Origin of the sequence: Bradyrhizobium sp. ISRA442 (genome assembly GCF_038085055.1) — a bacterium.
Classification (GTDB): Bacteria; Pseudomonadota; Alphaproteobacteria; order Rhizobiales; family Xanthobacteraceae; genus Bradyrhizobium.
In genome coordinates, this window is sequence record NZ_JALGCN010000046.1 from 1 (window position 1) to 16,555 (window position 16,555).

The 16,555-nt window shown below is 66.8% G+C and carries 12 protein-coding genes; 5 read left to right on the forward strand and 7 right to left on the reverse strand.

Features of this window, described 5'->3' with window-relative positions:
- Window positions 1-129: 129 nt before the first annotated feature.
- The 3 genes from MTR72_RS39805 to MTR72_RS39815 form a co-directional block, all read right to left on the reverse strand.
- Window positions 130-1,338, reverse strand: coding sequence for an acetyl-CoA C-acetyltransferase (locus MTR72_RS39805; protein WP_280967037.1), 1,209 nt, complete (start codon window positions 1,336-1,338; stop codon window positions 130-132).
- Between the two features lie 57 nt (window positions 1,339-1,395).
- Window positions 1,396-3,186 (reverse strand): acyl-CoA dehydrogenase C-terminal domain-containing protein, encoded by a 1,791-nt coding sequence (locus tag MTR72_RS39810; protein ID WP_280967038.1) that lies wholly within the window; start codon window positions 3,184-3,186, stop codon window positions 1,396-1,398.
- A 105-nt stretch (window positions 3,187-3,291) separates the two neighbouring features.
- Entirely contained in the window at window positions 3,292-3,687 is a 396-nt protein-coding gene (locus MTR72_RS39815; RefSeq protein ID WP_280967040.1) for a nuclear transport factor 2 family protein, read from the reverse strand.
- Between the two features lie 182 nt (window positions 3,688-3,869).
- On the opposite strand from MTR72_RS39815, the gene MTR72_RS39820 reads away from it, so the two are divergent.
- The 4 genes from MTR72_RS39820 to MTR72_RS39835 all read left to right on the forward strand — a co-directional run bounded on the left by MTR72_RS39820 (window position 3,870) and on the right by MTR72_RS39835 (window position 10,406).
- Entirely contained in the window at window positions 3,870-4,460 is a 591-nt protein-coding gene (locus MTR72_RS39820; RefSeq protein ID WP_280967041.1) for a PadR family transcriptional regulator, read from the forward strand.
- Window positions 4,461-4,850: 390 nt separating this feature from the next.
- On the forward strand, window positions 4,851-8,216 hold the full coding sequence (locus MTR72_RS39825) for a tetratricopeptide repeat protein (RefSeq protein ID WP_280967042.1): 3,366 nt from the start codon (window positions 4,851-4,853) through the stop codon (window positions 8,214-8,216).
- Window positions 8,217-8,721: 505 nt separating this feature from the next.
- Window positions 8,722-9,639 (forward strand): sulfite exporter TauE/SafE family protein, encoded by a 918-nt coding sequence (locus MTR72_RS39830; protein WP_280967043.1) that lies wholly within the window; start codon window positions 8,722-8,724, stop codon window positions 9,637-9,639.
- Window positions 9,636-10,406: a TIGR02186 family protein gene (locus MTR72_RS39835; RefSeq protein ID WP_280967044.1), complete on the forward strand. Its 771-nt coding sequence runs from the start codon at window positions 9,636-9,638 to the stop codon at window positions 10,404-10,406. Before MTR72_RS39830 ends, MTR72_RS39835 begins: the two co-directional genes overlap by 4 nt.
- A 130-nt stretch (window positions 10,407-10,536) precedes the next feature.
- On the opposite strand, the gene MTR72_RS39840 is transcribed toward MTR72_RS39835, so the two are convergent.
- Both MTR72_RS39840 and MTR72_RS39845 read right to left on the reverse strand, forming a co-directional pair.
- Entirely contained in the window at window positions 10,537-11,310 is a 774-nt protein-coding gene (locus MTR72_RS39840; protein ID WP_280967045.1) for an MBL fold metallo-hydrolase, read from the reverse strand.
- 12 nt (window positions 11,311-11,322) lie between these two features.
- On the reverse strand, window positions 11,323-12,237 hold the full coding sequence (locus MTR72_RS39845) for a DMT family transporter (protein WP_280967046.1): 915 nt from the start codon (window positions 12,235-12,237) through the stop codon (window positions 11,323-11,325).
- A 95-nt stretch (window positions 12,238-12,332) separates the two neighbouring features.
- Here MTR72_RS39845 and MTR72_RS39850 point away from each other — a divergent pair, with 95 nt between their 5' ends.
- Window positions 12,333-13,196: a LysR family transcriptional regulator gene (locus tag MTR72_RS39850; protein ID WP_280967047.1), complete on the forward strand. Its 864-nt coding sequence runs from the start codon at window positions 12,333-12,335 to the stop codon at window positions 13,194-13,196.
- Between the two features lie 121 nt (window positions 13,197-13,317).
- On the opposite strand, the gene pdeM is transcribed toward MTR72_RS39850, so the two are convergent.
- Window positions 13,318-14,016, reverse strand: coding sequence for a ligase-associated DNA damage response endonuclease PdeM (gene pdeM / locus MTR72_RS39855; protein ID WP_280967048.1), 699 nt, complete (start codon window positions 14,014-14,016; stop codon window positions 13,318-13,320).
- 179 nt (window positions 14,017-14,195) lie between these two features.
- The coding region (locus MTR72_RS39860) for a ligase-associated DNA damage response DEXH box helicase (RefSeq protein WP_341512310.1) at window positions 14,196-16,555 on the reverse strand (2,360 nt) is incomplete at its 5' end.

Genomic DNA, 16,555 nt, shown 5'->3' on the forward strand with positions numbered 1-16,555 from the left:
TTGTGGGAGAGGGTCCGAGCGAAGCGAGGGGGTGAGGGGTCTGCATCCGCGGAGACAGACCCCTCACCCGGCTCGAACCCGCTTCGCGTGTTCGCGCCACCCTCTCCCACAAGGGGAGAGGGTAAGAAATCAGACCCGCTCGATGATCGTCGCGGTGCCCATGCCGCCGCCGATGCACAGCGTCACCAGCGCGGTGGACTTGTTGGTGCGCTCGAGCTCGTCGAGCACGGTGCCCAGGATCATCGCGCCGGTGGCGCCGAGGGGATGGCCGAGCGCGATGGCGCCGCCATTGACGTTGATCTTGGCGTTGTCGATGTCGAAGGCCTGGATGTAGCGCAGCACCACCGAGGCGAAGGCCTCGTTGAGCTCGAACAGGTCGATGTCCGACGTCTTCATGCCCGAGCGCGCAAACAGCTTTTCGGTGACGTCGACCGGGCCGGTCAGCATCATCGCGGGCTCTGAGCCGATATTGGCGAAGGCGCGGATCTTCGCACGCGGCTTCATGCCGTACTTGCTGCCCGCTTCCTTGCTGCCAAGCAGGACCGCGCCGGCGCCGTCGACGATGCCCGAGGAATTGCCTGCGTGATGCACGTAGTTGACGCGCTCGATCTCCGGGTGCGACTGCAGCGCGACGCCATCGAAGCCGCCCATCTGCGCAACCATCGTGAAGGACGGCTGGAGCTGCGCCAGCGACTGCATCGTGGTCGAGGGACGCATGTGCTCGTCCTTGGCCAGGATGGTGAGGCCGTTGATGTCCTTCACCGGCACCACAGACTTGTTGAAGCGGCCTTCGTCCCAGGCCTTGCCGGCGCGCTGCTGGCTCTGCACCGCATAGGCATCGACGTCGTCGCGCGAGAAGCCGTACTTCGTGGCGATCAGGTCGGCCGAGACGCCCTGCGGCATGAAGTAGGCCGGCACCGCCATCGACGGATCCATCGGCCAGGCGCCGCCGGAGGCGCCGATGCCGACGCGGCTCATCGATTCGGCGCCGCCGCCGATCACGAGGTCATGCTGACCACTCATGATCTGCGCGGCGGCGAAATTCACGGCATCGAGGCCGGAGGCGCAGAAGCGGCTGATCTGCACGCCGGGCACGGCCTCGCCGAGGCCGGCCTTCAGCGCCGCAAAGCGCGCGATGTCGCTGCCGGCTTCGCCGACGGGATCGACCACGCCGAGCACCACGTCGTCGACGGAATCCTCCGGCAGGTTGTTGCGCTCCTTCAGCGCCTTCAGCGGCACGGCGGCGAGCGCGAGCGCCGTCACCTCATGCAGCGCGCCGTCCGGCTTGCCGCGGCCGCGCGGGGTGCGAACGTGGTCGTAGATGAATGCCTCAGGCATGACGCCCTCCTGATATGAATTCGGAATCCGACAGTCGTTGGGAGCAGGCAGCGGACGTCAGAACGCTTCCGCCGGCAGCTCCATGATGGTGGCGCAGCCGGACTGGATGCGCGCGAGATTGGCCGCGGTCTCCGGCAGCATCCGCTCCATGAAGAAGCGGCCGGTGACGAGCTTGGTCGACAGATAGGGCGTGGGACCGCCCGCGGCAATCTTGGCCTGGGTCACCTTGGCCATCCGCGCCCACATGTAGCCGAGCGCGACGAAGCCGAAGAGATGCAGATAGTCGGTCGCAGCGGCGCCGGCATTGTCGGGCTTCATCATCGCGTTCTGCATCAGCCAGGTGGTGGCCTGCTGGAGATGGCCGAGCGCGGTCGACAGCGGCGCGACATAGGGCTTCAGCGCCTCGTCGCCGCCATTCTCCTTGGCGAAAGCCATCACCTCGCCGAAGAATGCCATGATGGCGCGGCCGCCGTCGCGTGGCAGCTTGCGGCCGACGAGATCGAGCGCCTGGATGCCGTTGGCGCCTTCGTAGATCATGGCGATGCGCGCATCGCGCACGAACTGCTCCATGCCCTGCTCGGCGATGTAGCCGTGACCGCCGTACATCTGCTGCGCCTGCACCGCGTTGGCGAAGCCGTAATCGGTGAGAAAACCCTTCAGCACCGGCGTCATCAGGCCCATGTGATCGTCGGCGGCCTGGCGGTCCTTGGGGTCTTCGGAGCGATGGGCGACGTCGCTCTTCAGCGCGGTCCAGATCACGAAGGCGCGCGCGGCCTCGTTGAAAGCGCGGATGGACAACAGCGTGCGGCGCACGTCGGGATGCACGATGATCGGATCGGCCGGCTTGTCCGGCGCCTTGGCGCCGGTGAGCGAGCGGCCCTGGATGCGCTCGCGCGCATAGGCGACGGCGTTCTGGTAGGCGACCTCGGACTGTGCAAGGCCCTGCACGGCGACGCCGAGGCGGGCCTCGTTCATCATCACGAACATGCCCTGCATGCCCTTGTTCTCTTCGCCGATCAGCCAGCCGGTGGCGTTGTCGTAGTTCATCACGCAGGTGGAATTGCCGTGGATGCCCATCTTGTGCTCGATTGAGCCGCAGACCACGCCATTGCGCGCGCCGACTGAGCCATCGGCATTGACCAGGAATTTCGGCACCACGAACAGCGAGACACCCTTGATGCCGGCAGGCGCGCCCTCGATGCGGGCGAGCACGAGGTGGATGATGTTGGAGGCTAAGTCGTGCTCCCCGGCCGAGATGAAGATCTTGGTGCCCGTGATCTTGAAGCTGCCGTCGCTCTGGCGCACCGCCTTGGTGCGGAGCATGCCGAGATCGGTACCGCAATGCGGCTCGGTGAGGTTCATGGTGCCGGTCCATTCGCCCGCGACCATCTTCGGCACGTAGGTCTTCTTCTGCTCCGGCGTGCCGTGCACGAGGAGCGCCGCGGTCGCACCCATGGTGAGGCCGCCATACATCGAGAACGCCATGTTGGCGGAGATCTGGAATTCGTTGACCGCCTGGCTCAGCGTCACCGGCAGGCCCTGGCCGCCGAACTCCTGCGGCGCCGACAGGCCGAGCCAGCCGCCCTCGGCGACCTGCTTGAACGCCTCTTTAAATCCCTTCGGCGTGGTGACGCTGCCGTCGTCAGCGCGCTTGCAGCCCTGGAGATCGCCGACGCGGTTGAGCGGCTGCAGCACCTCTTCGGCGAGCTTGGCGGCCTCGCCCAAGATCGCCTCGCGCACGTCGCTCGATGCATCGGAGAAGCCCGGCAGATTGTCGTAGCGGTCGATCTGGAAGACGTCGTTGAGGAGGAAGTTCACGTCTTCGACGGGGGCTTTATAGATCGGCATGGCGTTCTCCCGGCATGGGGCCGTTCAGTGGTGGAATTCTCTTTAATTCCCTGCGGCGCAGTGCTTGCCCGCGAGCTTAGCGGGTTCTGCAACCTCGGGGCAGTGTCATGATTGGGTGGCGAGTTGCTCCGCCATCAGGCGATGCAGCATGTTGATGGCCTTGAGCGGACGCACCATCACCTTGAAATGGGTGATGCGGCCGTCAGCGTCGAAGGTGATGATGTCGACGCCGTTGATCTCGATGCCGTCGATCATGGTCTTGAATTCGAGCACGGCGCCATTGGCACTCTTCCATTCACCGACATAGGTGAAGCCCGGACCGCCGAGCACCTTCTCGGCGCTGGACAGGTATTTGAAGGTGATGTCGCGCCCGCGCTGCGGCGCGTGCACGACCGGGCTTTCGAAGACGGCGTCGGGATGGAGCAGGTCCCAGAGCGCGGCGCGGGCTTCAGCGCGATCTTGGGACTTCATGTAGCCGTACCAAGAGTCGAGGCCGGTCATTGTCAGGTGCCTCCCTTGCCAAAAGGCCTTGGCAACAAAAAACGCGAAAACAACCCCATGCAAAGTAGCGCAAAGGCCAACGCCGGCGGGCAACCAGCCTGCGTCATATGCACATTGACGCATATGCATCGATGTGCATAAAGTCAAGTCAATTGGTCGGGACTTCTTAAGGAGCCGATGTCATGGCGCTGGGCGACGCAATCCTCGCATGCCTGACGGAACGTCCGATGACGGGCTACGAGCTCGCCAAGACATTCGACTCCTCGATCGGCTTCTTCTGGAAGGCCGACCACCAGCAGATCTATCGCGAGCTCTCCAAGCTGCGCGACCGCGGCTACATCCAGGGCCGCGAGGTCGTGCAATCCGGCAAGCCCAACAAGCTGATCTATACGCTCGCTCCCGAAGGCAGAACAGCGCTGCGGCACTGGGCCGCGCGGCCGAGCACACCGCCCTCGATCAAGGATGATCTCCTGGTCCGCCTCCACGCGCTCGACAGCGTCGACATCGAGCCCCTGCGCACCGACCTGATGGCGCGCCTGGAGCATCACCGCGACCGCCACGCGAACTATGAGCGGATTCTGCAGAAGCGTTTTCCGGAGGGATCGGCGTCGGGCAGGCTCGACATCGGCAACCTGCTCCTGCTCCGCCTCGGCGCGCGGCACGAGCAGATGGTAGCCGACTTCTGCGAGGAGGCACTCGAGACGCTGTCGGCGATGAGCGGCAAAGCCACAGTGGTGCCGCTGGAGGATGGCAAGCGCGAGGGCAAGGGCTGAGGTCTTAAGCCGCTACGCGACGCCGCCGCCACCACTCCACTGTCATCGCCCGCCTTGTGCGCAATTGCGCACTGGGGCGGGCGATCCAGTATTCCAGAGGCCGCGCAGCTAGAGCCGAGAAGCCGCGGCGTACTGGATGCCCCGCTTTCGCGGGGCATGACACCGGTTGATGTGGCGGGCACAGCGAGTCCCAACGCACCATCTCCAGTTCCCCGCCGCCCAACTTTAAGACACCGGTTCTCCATTCCTTAACCCGTTATTTACCCTGACAGGAAAAAGTCGGTTTTCGAGGCAGACGACCCGCGCCGAATTCGATTGTCTTTGCAACCGGCACGCGTGGGAAGGCTGGAGGCGCCGGGTGGGGCGCCGGAGTCGGAACCGGACAGAGTCATGAATTCGCGCGTATCGTGGAGTGTTGACGGCATCGATCCATCCGTCAGGGAGCGGGCCGAGGCCGCTGCGCGCCGCGCCGGCATGTCACTCAACGATTGGCTGAACTCCACCCTCGGCGACGTTGCCCCGCCGAACTTCCGCGGACCTTACGACCAGCAGCGTCCGCAGGCGCCGAGTCAGGAAAGTCGCGAGGTCGCCGACATCCATCAGCGGCTCGACGCGATCACCCAGCAGATCGAACGGATTTCAAGACCCGCGCCGCGCAGCGACGTCTCGCGCGAGCAGGGCGTTGCGCGCCAACTCAACGACGCGATCTCGCGCCTCGATGCGCGGCTCTCGCAGATCTCGCGCCCTCAACAGCCGCAGCAGCCTCAACCGCCACGCACCCCAGCGGTCGACCCGCGCCAGCGCCAGGCCGATGCGGTCGAACGCGCGGCAGCGCAGGTCTATCGGAGCTCGCCACCCCTGAGCCCCGCCTCGCTCGACGTCGCGGTCGCCGAGATCACGGCGCGACAGAGCGAGCTTGACGGTTTCGTATCGCGGCAGATGCCGCCGCGCGCGGCCCCCTCGATCGCGCCCATGGCTGCGCCCATCGCACCGATGGCGCCGCCGCCACCGCCGGGGCCGGATTTTTCCGCGCTCGAACGCCATCTGCTCAAGATCACCAGCCAGATCGAGTCGCTGCAGCGTCCCGATCACATCGAGCAGTCGATCTCGGCCTTCCGCAACGAGCTCGCGGAGATCCGCCACGCCATCACCGAGGCGATGCCGCGCCGCGCGATCGAATCGATCGAGAACGAGATCCGCTCCTTGCACCGTCGCATCGACGAGACTCGCTCGTCCGGCACCGACGGCCAGATGCTCGCCGGCATCGAACGCGCGCTGTCCGAGATCAAGCAGGTGCTGCGCACGCTGACGCCGGCCGAACAGCTCACCGGCTATGACGAGGCGATCCGCAATCTCGGCGCCAAGCTCGACCTGATCCTGCGCGCCAACGACGATCCGTCGACGGTGCGCCAGCTCGAAGACGCGATCTCGGCTCTGCGCGCCATCGTCTCCAACGTGGCGTCCAACGAGGCGCTGGCACGGCTCTCCGATGACGTGCAGCTCCTGTCGTCCAAGGTCGACCAGATCACCCGCGCCTCCGGCCACAGCGACAGCTTCGCCGTGCTGGAGCAACGCATTGCCGCGCTCACCGCCGCGCTGGAAACGCGCGAGCGGCCGGTCGCGAGCGAGAGCACCGAACATCTGGAAGCCGCGATCCGGGCGCTGTCGGACCGTTTCGACCGCATGCAGGTCGGCGGCGACTCCGCATCGACCTTCGCGCATCTCGAACAGCGCGTCTCGTATCTGCTGGAGCGGATCGAGGCCGCCTCCGATCCGCGCGGCGGCAATTTGAGCCGCGTCGAGGACGGGCTGCACGACATCCTGCGACATCTGGAGCGGCAGCAGGCGACTTACGCTGCGCTTGCCGAAAGCCGCAGCTCGGCGCCGCCGTCCGATTCCGGCATGGTCGAGCTCGTCAAGCGCGAGCTCTCCGACATCCGCTTCAGCCAGGCCGAGACCACCCGCCACACCCAGGATTCGCTCGAGGCCGTGCACAACACGCTCGGCCACGTCGTCGACCGCCTTGCCATGATCGAGGGCGATCTGCGCGCGGTGCGCGCCGCGCCGCCCGCACCGCAGCCGATGCCGATGGCGGCTCCGACGCCGACGGCCGCTGCGATCGAGCCCGCCCCCATGGCGCGCGAGCCGCGGCCGGAAAGCCAGCCCAAATCCGATCCGAAGCCCGAGCTACCGAACCCGGCCGCCGCGCAAGCGGCGCACGCCGCATTTGCGGCTGCACCGCGCGAATTCCATGCCGCCACCCCGGCCGCGCCGCCGGTGCCGATGGCCCCGCCGATTCCGCCGCGCGCGATCAGCGAGATCCTGGAACCGCACACGGTGCCGGCACGCGCCGCAATCGCGCCTGAACTGCCGCCGGATCATCCGCTCGAGCCGGGCACGCGTCCGAACGGGCGCGTCGGCACGCCATCGGAACGCATTGCCGCGTCCGAAAGCGCGATCAGCGAAATTCCCGCCGCGCCGAAGGAGCCGGTGTCATCGTCGAGCTTCATCGCGGCCGCCCGCCGCGCCGCGCAGGCCGCCGCCGCACAGCCCGAGAAGAGCGGCCGCGGCGCCAAGGCGGCCACCGCGGGCCGCGCCAAGGGCAAGGACGGCGCGTCGACGATCACCTCGAAGATCCGTTCGCTGCTGGTCGGCGCGAGCGTGGTCGTGATCGTGCTCGGCACCTTCAAGATGGCAATGAGCCTCCTGGATGGCAGCAGTGCGCCCGCGCCGCAAGCGATGGAGAATACGTCGAGCGCGCCCGCGCCGCAGCCGATGGCCGCTCCGCCGCCGCCCAGCGAGAGCAAGCCTGCCGCTCCCGAGCAGATCACGCCGTCGATGACCTCGCCGACGCCGATCGGCCGGCAATCGCAGAACACTGCCGCCCCAGTGCCCGCGATGGGTTCGGGCAGCACGGCCTCGGTCGAGATTCCGCCCGCGCCTGCTGCCGCGCCGCCCCCGCCCGCGGCGAGCAACGACGTCACCGGCGCGATTCCGATGGCGAGCCGCGCGCGGCTTGGCCTGGTCCAGGTACCGCCGAGCGAGAAACTGCCTGACGGCATCGGCGGTCCCGGCTTGCGCGCCGCCGCGATGAAGGGCGACGCGACCGCGGCCTACGAGATCGGCGTCCGCTTCGCCGAAGGCAAGGGCGTCGCGACGAACTACGACGAAGCCGCCAAATGGTACGACCGCGCGGCGCAGGCCGGCGTGGTGCCTGCGACCTTCCGCCTCGGTACGCTCTACGAAAAGGGCCTCGGCGTGAAGAGGGACGCCGACATCGCCCGCCGCTACTACACGCAGGCCGCCGAGCGCGGCAACGCCAAGGCGATGCACAATCTCGCGGTGCTCGACGCCGACGGCGGCGGACGCGGCGCCAACTACAAGAGCGCGGCACAGTGGTTCCGGAAAGCTGCCGACCGCGGCGTCGCCGACAGCCAGTTCAACCTCGGCATCCTCTATGCCCGCGGCATCGGCGTCGAACAGAACCTCGCCGAGTCCTACAAATGGTTCAGCCTGGCTGCGGCCCAGGGTGACGCGGATGCGGCGGGCAAGCGCGACGACGTCGCCAAACGCCTCGACCCGCAATCGCTCGCGGCCGCCAAGCTCGCGATCCAGACCTTCAGCGCCGAACCGCAGCCCGACGACGCCGTCAACGTCGCCGCGCCCGCAGGCGGCTGGGACAGTGCCGCGCAGGCGAACACCAAGCCTGCGCCGAAGCTGATGGCGGCCAGGCGCTCGGCCTCGGCCGCGCACTGATCCATTCTCGTTCACCGCGGACGCTTCCTTCGCGGTTGAACCACGATCATTGGTAGCACGCTGTCTCCTCTTGTCGTCGCCCGGCTTGACCGGGCGACCCAGTATTCCAGAGACGTCGGCGGGATACGGAGAAGCCGCGGCTTACTGGATGCCCCGATCCCGGCTCCGCCAAGGCTACGTCCGACCACAAGGGTGCTCGGCCGCCGAAGCTTTAGCGAAGGCGGCAAGCCGGGGCATGACAGCGCAGAAGTTGGCCCTCACCTCACTCCGCAGGGGAGAGGCGGTCGGAATCCTCGGCTCGCACCGAATCAGCCAACTCTCAACCCTCAATCCCGATCATTCAGAACGCCTGAGCTCCTGATCCGCCCGCGGCCAAAAACGCCGCAGTTGGGTCGATTCATGGTCCCGTACGGCGACGAATTCGGCTATTGAGGGACGCGGCAATCGTTCCGCCCTCCCGCGAGCATTCCGCGAAATCGATCCGCCTCGCCGGAGCCTGGGACCGATGCAACTCTACCTTCCGATTGCCGATCTTCCGGTCAATGTCTTCCTGGTGCTGGCGATGGGCGCCGCGGTCGGCTTCGTCTCAGGCATGTTCGGCATCGGCGGCGGCTTCCTGATGACGCCGCTTCTGATCTTCATCGGCATCACGCCCGCGGTCGCGGTCGCTTCCGTCGCGAGCCACATCGCGGCCTCCTCGTTTTCCGGCGCGATCACCTATTGGCGGCGACGCGCGATCGATCCCGCCCTTGCGACCGTCCTGCTATGCGGCGGCGTGACCGGCACTGCGCTCGGCGTGTGGACGTTCACCCAGCTTCGCGCGCTCGGCCAGCTCGACCTGATGATCGCTCTGTCCTACGTCGTGCTGCTCACCACGGTCGGCAGCGTGATGTTCTCGGAAGGCCTGCGCGCCCTGATGCGGACGCGGCGCGGTGCCGTGCCGCCGCGGCGGACCCACAACTGGATCCACGGCCTGCCGCTGAAGATGCGGTTCAAGCGCTCGAAGATCTATCTCTCGGTGATCCCGGTGGTGGTCGTCGGCATCGGGATTGGCTTCATCGGCGCCATCATGGGCATCGGCGGCGGCTTCATCCTGGTGCCGATCATGATCTACCTCTTGCGGGTGCCGACCTCGACGGTGATCGGGACCTCGATGATTCTCACCCTCGTCACCATGTTGTTCGCGACCATGCTGCACGCGGTGACCAATCATCTCGTCGACGCCGTGCTGGCGCTGATCCTGATGGTCGGCGGCGTCACCGGCGCGCAGTTCGGCGCCCGCGCCGGCCAGCGCATTCGCGGCGAGCAATTGCGCCTGCTGCTCGGCATCCTGATCCTCTCGGTCGGCATCCGCTTCGCGGTTGAGCTCGTGATCCGGCCCGAGGATCTCTTCACCATCCGCGAGCTGGGGGTGAACGGATGATGCGCGCACTGATCGCCGCGTGTCTCATCCTGCTGCTCGGCACATCCGCGCGCGCCGAGCGGCTGATCGTATCGGTCTCCAACCATCGCGTCACCGTGACGCCGAACTATTCCGGCGAGGAGCTGGTGCTGTTCGGCTCGGTCGAAAAGGACGCCACGACGCCGGCCGATCGCACCGCCTACGATCTCGTCGTCACGGTGATCGGCCCGCGCGCCGACATGGTGACGCGGCGCAAGGAGCGCACCTTCGGCATCTGGATCAACACCGACTACCGGCAGTTCCTGCAGGTGCCGAGCTATCTCGCGCTGTTCGCCAATCGCCCGTTCGACCAGATCACCTCGCCCGAGATCGCGCGGCGGCAACAGATCGGACTCAACAACGTGCTCCTGATGCAGCGCGTCGGCGGCGACTATGCCGACGTGGTGCCGAACGACGCCTTCCGCTCGGCCTTCGTTCGCTTGCGCACCCAGCGCGGGCTCTACCGCGAAGACGCCGCCGCGGTGACGTTCCTGACGCCGACACTGTTCCGCACCGGCATTCCGCTGCCCGCGGAGGTGCCCATCGGGACCTATCAGGTCGAGATCAAGCTGTTTGCCAACGGCGCGCTTGTCACCAAGACGGAGACCGCGTTCGAGATCGTCAAGGTCGGCTTCGAGCAGTTCGTCGCCACCAGCGCGCGGCAGAACGGGTTGATCTACGGCCTCGCTACGGCGGCCATGGCGCTGATGACGGGATGGATGGCGTCGATCGTGTTCAGGAAGGATTGAGTAGCGCTACTCACTCGTCTCGTCGTCGCCCGGCCTGACCGGGCGACCCAGTATTCCAGAGACGGCGGTGAGATACGGAGAAGCCGCGGCGTACCGGATGCCCCGCCTTCGCGGGGCATGACCGCCGAGACTACGGCGCCTCGATCACCGTCGGCACGCCCGGCTCGAGCAGCCGCAGCCGCGGGCCGAAGCCGAGCACGTCGAAGGTCTTGCGCAGATCTTCGCTGTTCTGGCGGAAATGCGCCCAGCCTTCGGTGTGAACCGGGACGATCATCGCATCGGGAAAAGCGCGTGCGGTCTCGATGGTATCGTTGGTGTCCATGGTGAGATGGAACGGCCCGCGCGTTTGCGCAGCGCCGGCGAAGGGCACCACCACGCCGCATTTGAAGCGGCGCGCGACCTCGGCAACGCCGTCGAACCAGGTGGTATCGCCGCTGATATAGACCGGGCGCGTCTCCTTGCGGCTCGACGACACCACAAAGCCGATGACATCGCCCGACAGCGGCTCGATGCCGGCCGGGCCGTGCCGCGCGGGCGTGGCGGTGATCGTCAGCGTGTTGCCGTCGCCATCCCTCAACTGCGCGGTGGCCCAGGGCGCGAGGCCCTCGACATCGCCGCCGAGGCGCTTTGCGCCGGCCTCGGTCGTCAGCACGCGCTTGACCTTGAAAAGAAACTCGCGGCCGGAATTGTCGAGATTGTCCGAGTGCTGGTCGTGGCTGAGCAGGACGGCATCGACCGGACCGATCGCATCGGCCTTCAGCGCGGGCCCGATGGTCTTCTCCAGCTTCACATGCGGCAGTTGGTAGGCGCCGGGCGCATCGAAGGTTGGGTCGGTCAAAAGGCGAAAGCCGTCGATTTCGATCAGCGCGGTCGGGCCACCAATCAGGGTGATGGATACGGGCATGAAAGATTCTCCTTAACCTGCTGCTTTCGCTGCCGGGCGCGTCACCAGGTAGATGCCGAGCGCGACCGGAATGACGCCGAAGAGGTCGCGCGCTTCGACATGCTCGCCGAGCACCAGGAAGGCGAACAGCATGCCGAGCGGCGGCATCAGGAAATGATACGCGCTCGCGGCGGTGGCGCCGCACACTTTCAGGAGATGGAACCAGAGCAGATAGGCGAGGATCGAGCCGCCGAGCACGAGGAAGGCGAAGGCGCCGATCAGGCTCGGCGTATAGTCGATCGCGTGGATGTCGGCGAAGGTCAGCGCGACCGGCGTCAGCACGATGCCGGCGGCGAGATTCTGGATGCCGTTGCCGATCCACAAGCTTCCCTTCGGCGCGAGCAGCTTGAACAGGATGGTGCCGGCGACGATGGAGGCCAGCGAGGCCAGCGTGAAGACGATGCCGTGCAGGCTGTCGGTGCCGACCGCGAGGCGGTGCCAGACGATCAGCGTCACGCCGATGACGCCGAGCAAGAGGCCGCCGGCCTTACGCCAGGTCATGCCCTCGCCAAGGACGAGAGCGGCCAGCGCCGCTGTGAACACCGGATTGGCCGAGACGATCAGACCACCGAGACCTGCAGAGACGGATTGCAGGCCGGTGTAGCCGAGGCCGAGATAGAGCGCGTTGTTGGCGATGCCGAGCACGGCGTAGATCGCGGCATCGCGCCATGACAGCGACCAGCCGTCGCCGCGGATCAGCGTTGCGCCGAGCATCAGGATGCCGGCGAGCGAGAAGCGCGCGGCGAGCAGGATCAGCGGTGGGCAATGGGTCACGCCGATCTTGCCGGCGACGAAGGCATAGCTCCAGAGCAGGCAGAACACACCGATATACAGCGGCAGCGGGTTGAAGCGGCTGCGGGGGACCGAAATTGAAGGCGCGAGGGACATGACATTCTCCTGAGCCCCCGATCTAGGGACCCGGCTTGTCATTTGGAAATTAAATGATTAACTTCCGATCAGTGGATTTTCGAATGGAGGCGGCCATGCTCGATCTGGAGCTCCTGCGCAGCTTCGTCTCGGTGGTCGAGGCCGGCGGCTTCACCCGCGCCGGCGAGCGTGTCCACCGCACGCAATCGACCGTGAGCCAGCAGATCAAGCGCTTGGAAGAAGATGTCGGCCAGGCGCTCCTGCACCGCGACGGCAAGGACGTGCGCCCGACCGAAGCCGGCGAGCGGCTGCTGTCCTATGCGCGACGGCTGCTCTCACTCGCCGAGGAGGCGCGCGACATGCTGCGCCAGCCTGATGGCGAAGGCGCAATTCGCCTCGGCATCCCCGAGGATTTTGCCGCCTACCGGCTCGCGAAGCTGCTCGGCGCATTCTCGCGCTCGCATCCGGGCCTGCGGCTGGATGTGCGCGCCGACCAGAGCAAGAATCTTAGCCGCGATCTCGAACGCGGCGAGCTGGATCTGGCGCTGTTCAAGCGCGCGGCTGGCGAAAAGGGCGCGATCGCGGTGTGGCCGGAGCGTGTGCATTGGGTCACCAGCAAGAGCCATCCGATCAAGACCGACGTCGCCTCCGTGCCGCTGATCGGCTTTCCGCTCGGCTGCCTCTATCGCGCCGGCGCCATCCACGCGCTGGAGAGCGCGGGCCGGCCCTGGCACATGGCCTATACGTCATCGAGCCTCGCCGGCATCCAGGCCGCGGTCGCTGCCGGGATGGGGCTGAGCATCTTGTCCGAGATGGCGATCCAGTCCGATCACCGCGTGCTGACCGCGAAGGATGGGTTTGCGCCGATCAACCGGACCGAAGTGGCACTGATGGCCTCACCCGGCGCCAGCCCCGCGACGCTGCGGCTCGCGGATCGGCTGGCGGAGTTTTGCGATAACGTGCAGGCGAAGGCGGCTTAGCTGCTGCAACGATCGTATCTGCCACCACGATGAAAGTAGGTTCCCTCCCCCCTTGCGGGGGAGGGAGCGCAGTGTGCGCGTGGCGAGAGGATCGAGATCAGATGGATTCGGCTATCGCCAATCAATAGCACCGCGACGCGGCGATGGCGTGGACGCGGCGGTCGCCGAGGAGATGCGCGACAAAGCCGTTCTTCGGGAAGATCTTTGCGAACGCGGCATCGCGGATGCTGAGGCCGCCGGCATAGGCACCGAAGGCGGGCATCACGGCGCGCATCCCGTCACAAGCGAAGCAGCGCCGCTCCATCGAACGGCCGCGCGCGGAAACGCGCGCCTTTGGATGCAGATGGCCGGCGATCTCACCGATTGCGCCGGTCGGCTCGTGGCGGAAGGTGATCGGCCCGACCGCGACTTCGTCCGCAAGTGTGCCGCCGAGATCGCGCGGCAGCAGCGGATCGTGATTGCCGGAGATCCAGATCCAGTCGCGTCGAGCCTGGAGCGCAGCGACGGTGTCGCGATCGGCCTCCGACAGCCGCTCATGCGCGGTGCGATCGTGAAAACTGTCGCCGAGCGCGATGACGATGCGCGGATCATGGCGGGCGACCACGGCGGCGAGTCGGCTCAGCGTTGCGACCGTGTCGTAAGGCGGCAGCAGTACGCCGCGCGCGGCGAAACTCGAGCCCTTTTCGAGATGCAGGTCGGAGACGACGAGCAGGCGTTGCTCTTCCCAGAACAACGCGCCGGAGAGATCGGTGTACAGCGAGATGCCCGCTACGTCCAAAGCGCGCGTTGAAGAGATTTGCAGCGCCGCGTGCTCCGTCATGGCCGGGCCTGCTCGCCCGGCGAAGCCTTGGCGTAGCCGGGTCCCGGCCATCCACGTTCTTGCCGCGGAGACAAAGACGTGGATGCCCGGGTCTTCCAATTGAAGACGCGTTCCGCGCTTTTGCCCGGCCATGACGATGTGGAGAGAGTTGCGCCCCGAAAAGTCATTTTTACAGCAGTCTACGACATCGCCTCTTTGACCAGCTCATCGGCGGCTTCCGCCAAAAGCTCGTCTGCAGCTTCGCCATAGACCGACTCGCGGCCGATTTCCAGCATCACGGGGACGGCGAGCGGGGAGACGTGATCGAGTTCCCGGTGGGTAATACGGCCCTGGATGCGCGTGAGCATGTCGCCGAGCCGACGCAGGTCGAGCAGGCCCGTGGCGGCATCGGCGCGCGCGGCGCGCAGGAGGACGTGGTCGGCCTGATGCTTGCGCAGGACGTCGTAGACGAGATCGGTGGAGAACAGCACCTGGCGGCGGCTCTTGTCCTCGTCGGCGAAGCGGCGCTCGATCAGGCCGGAGATCAGCGCGCAGTTGCGGAAGGTGCGCTTCATCAGCGCCGATTCCGCGAGCCAGGCTTCGAGATCGTCCCCTAACATGTCGGGACTGAACAGCGCATCGAGATCGAGCTGGCCGTTGCGGGTCATGAAGGAGGCATCGCCGAGCCCCCAGATCGCCACCGCATATTCGTTGGCGACGAAGCCGAGCGGCCGGGCGCGGGCGCGCTCCAGGCGGCGCGTCAGGAGCATGCCGAGCGTCTGGTGCGCGAGCCGGCCCTCGAACGGATAGCAGATGAGGTAATGCCTGCTGCCGCGTGGAAAGGTCTCGACCAGGAGCTCGCGCACGCCGGGGACGCGCGAAACGTCCTTCTGCAGCGACAGCCAGTCGCGCACCTGCTCGGGAAGACCATTCCAGGCACGCTTGTCGTCGAGCAGGCGGCGGACGCGCTCGGCGAGATAGGTCGAGAGCGGAAACTTGCCGCCCATGTAGGACGGCACCTTCGGATCCTTGTCGTTGGCGCGGGAGACGTAGACCTGATCTTCCGCCAAGGCCTCGTAGCGCACCACCTCGCCGCCGAACACGAAGGTGTCGCCGGGGCTCAGGCCCTCGATGAAATATTCCTCGATCTCGCCGAGCACCCGGCCGCCGCGGGCGATCGCGCCGGTCGAGCCGCTGCCGGTGGAGCGCGAGCGCACCAATCGCACTTTCAGCATCGGCTCCTCGACGATGGTGCCGACATTGAGGCGATAGCTCTGCCGCACCTTGGGATTGGCGACGCGCCAGCGCCCCTGCTTGTCCTGCTTGATGCGGGCGAAGCGCTCATAGGTCTTGAGCGCGTAGCCGCCGGTGGCGACGAAATCGACGACATCGTCGAAATCCTGGCGCGAGAGAGATGCGTAAGGGGCGGCGGTGCGCACCTCCTCGTAAAGCTCGTCGCCGAGGAACGGCTCGCCGCAGGCGCAACCCAATACGTGCTGGGCCAGCACATCGAGCGCGCCTAGGCGCAGCGGCGGCGTGTCCTGCGCATTCTCGGCGATGGCATCGATCGCGACACTGCACTCCAGCACTTCGAAACGGTTCGCCGGCACCAGCACCGCGCGCGAGGCTTCGTCGAGGCGGTGGTTGGCGCGGCCGATGCGCTGCATCAGGCGCGAGGATCCCTTCGGCGCGCCGATATTGACGACGAGATCGACATCGCCCCAGTCGACGCCGAGGTCGAGCGAGGAGGTGCAGACCACGCCGCGCAAGCGTCCTGCCGACATCGCGTCCTCGACCTTGCGACGCTGCGCGACGTCGAGCGAACCGTGATGCAGCGCGATCGCCAGGCCGTCGTCGTTCATGCGCCACAGATCCTGGAATAGCATCTCGGCCTGGCTGCGGGTGTTGACGAAGACCAGCGTGGTCTTGTTCTGCTTGATCAGCTCATAGACCTCGGGAAGCGCATGGCGCGCGCCGTGGCCGGCCCAGGGCAGCCGTTCGCGCGTATCCAGCATCTCGACCAGCGGCGGCGCCGCGCCGCCGGCGACGACGATGTCGGCGGCCTCGGCTTTGCCGCTCGGCTGCGGCACCAGGAAGCGCGCGAGTTGATCGGGCTCGGCCACGGTCGCCGACAATCCGATCGCGCGCATCTCGGGTGCGAGCCGCCACAGCCGCGCGAGGCCAAGCGACAACAAATCGCCGCGCTTGGAGGTCACCAGCGCGTGCAGCTCGTCGAGCACGATGCGCTTCAAGGAGGAGAATAGAAACGGCGCGTCGTCGGAGGAGAGCAAGAGCGCGAGCTGCTCCGGCGTCGTCAGCAGGATGTCCGGCGGATAGCGCCGCTGCCGCTGCCGCCGCGACACCGGCGTATCGCCGGTGCGGGTCTCGACCTTGATCGGCAGCTCCATCTCGGCAATCGGCCGCTCCAGGTTGCGCGCGATGTCGACGGCGAGCGCCTTGAGCGGCGAGATGTAGAGGGTGTGCAGGCCGCCGGTGCGCTGCACGGTGCGGCCAGTGGAGATGAGCTTGCCGTTGTCACCTCCCCCACAAGGGGGGAGGT